Here is a 1,629-nt window from a genome sequence, read left to right on the forward strand (position 1 = left end):
AGAAGCCGTTGCAGTATCGATCTCGGTGAGCGTGAGTTCGAGGTCGTCGACTCGGTCGGGTGATCTTCTGGCTGGCCGGGCATGAGAGCGGGGCCTCCCGCACAGCTCGTGGGTGTCGAATCCAACCGAGCAACAGGAGGCCCCTGGTGCTGCAGTCTTCCGTGTCGGCGCTGAAGTCGTCCAACTCGGCTACCCTGACGTGTGATTGCCTCGCTCACCGGTTCGGGAACGCCGGGGATCGGCCGTACAGGCGGCCGAGGTATCCGTCCGACATGAGCGACGCGGAGTGGGCGATCGTACGCGACGCTATGCCGGTCCCCGGCTGGTTGGAGGGCCGCGGCGGGCAACCGGAGAGCTATTGCCACCGGCAGATGGTCGACGCAGTGCGCTACCTGGTCGCGGGCGGCATCACCTGGCGGGCGATGCCAGCGGACTTCCCCGCATGGGATCGCGTCTATGCGTTTTTCCGGCGCTGGCGGGACAAGGGCCTGGTCACAGAGTTCCACGACCGGCTGCGTGGGCGGGTCCGCGAGGCGGCGGGGCGGGATCCGGAGCCGACGGCGGGCGTCATCGACGCGCAGTCGGTGAAGGCAGCCGCGTCGGTGCCGGCCGCCACGCGGGGATTCGACGGCGGGAAGAAGGTGAACGGCCGCAAGCGGCACATCGTGGTGGACACCCTCGGGCTGCTGCTGACGGTGATGGTTACCGCGGCCTCGGTCACCGACCGGGACGCGGGGCAGACCCTGCTGGCCCGGCTGAGCGAGCGGCACTGGCGCGTCACGCGGGTGTGGGCCGACGGCGGCTACACCGGGCGCCTGGTCGACTTCGCCCGCGGTGTCCTGCGCGTCGCGCTGACGGTGGTCAAACGCAGCGACGACACCAGCGGCTTCACCGTGTTGCCGAAGAGGTGGCTGGTGGAGCGCACGTTCGCGTGGCTGATGCACTCCCGTCGGCTGGCCCGCGACTACGAGACGCGCACCGACAGCTCGGAGGCGGTGATCCGGTGGTCGATGAGCATGGTCATGAGCCGCCGACTCGTGCGACGGGCACGCTGAACAGCCCCGGACGTTCCTCCGCCAGCCAGCCCCGCGCGGCCAGACGCTTCGCCTTCGACCGCACCCCTTCCACCTTCGCCGGGACCGGCTCCAGCCCGACTGCCGCCGCGAGTTGCCGGCAGTCCATCGCCTCCCCACGCGTACCACTCCCACCGGCCAGGACATCCATGATCCGCTGGTAGTCCGGCGCGAGAACCGTCGGAGCGAGCCCTTCCTGCCAGCGCGGCACCACCGAACCGGGCACCGCCGCCGTGACCTGCACCGGCCGTTCGCCGGCCACCACGGCCGGCGGCACGTCCTCGCCACCGCGAGGCTCCGCCAGAACCTCACCCACCGTCTCACGGGCGATCACGAACCGCTCCCACACGACCTCGGCCTCCCGCAACTCGGCCTGGAGAACCTCCACCCGCTGCCGAGCCGTGCGTTCACGCTCCTCCAGCAACCCCATCACCGACGGCATCCCGGCACCTCCACCGAAGAGACGACACAACACCTCGTCCCTGCCGCCAAAACACCGCACCTACACCTGACCAGCGGAAACATACCCGCCACTCTCGGAAAGACAACGGCTTCT

2 protein-coding genes are annotated in these 1,629 nt (G+C 69.7%); one reads left to right on the top strand and one right to left on the bottom strand.

The features are described 5' to 3' along the window. The first annotated feature begins 272 nt into the window (after positions 1–272). On the top strand, positions 273–1,055 hold the full coding sequence (locus ACWCXX_RS41315; RefSeq protein WP_451136465.1) for an IS5 family transposase: 783 nt from the start codon (positions 273–275) through the stop codon (positions 1,053–1,055). On the opposite strand, the gene ACWCXX_RS41320 is transcribed toward ACWCXX_RS41315, so the two are convergent. Next, positions 1,021–1,515: a hypothetical protein gene (locus tag ACWCXX_RS41320; RefSeq protein ID WP_451136467.1), complete on the bottom strand. Its 495-nt coding sequence runs from the start codon at positions 1,513–1,515 to the stop codon at positions 1,021–1,023. The genes ACWCXX_RS41315 and ACWCXX_RS41320 overlap by 35 nt on opposite strands. Positions 1,516–1,629 lie beyond the last annotated feature (114 nt).

The organism is Streptomyces sp. NPDC001732 (assembly GCF_053596315.1).

Bases quoted from the DNA above. Each gene is read 5' to 3' on its own strand.
- ACWCXX_RS41315 (WP_451136465.1), top strand. From the start codon at position 273: ATGAGCGACGCGGAGTGGGCGATCGTACGCGACGCTATGCCGGTCCCC.
- ACWCXX_RS41320 (WP_451136467.1), bottom strand. From the start codon at position 1,515: ATGCCGTCGGTGATGGGGTTGCTGGAGGAGCGTGAACGCACGGCTCGG.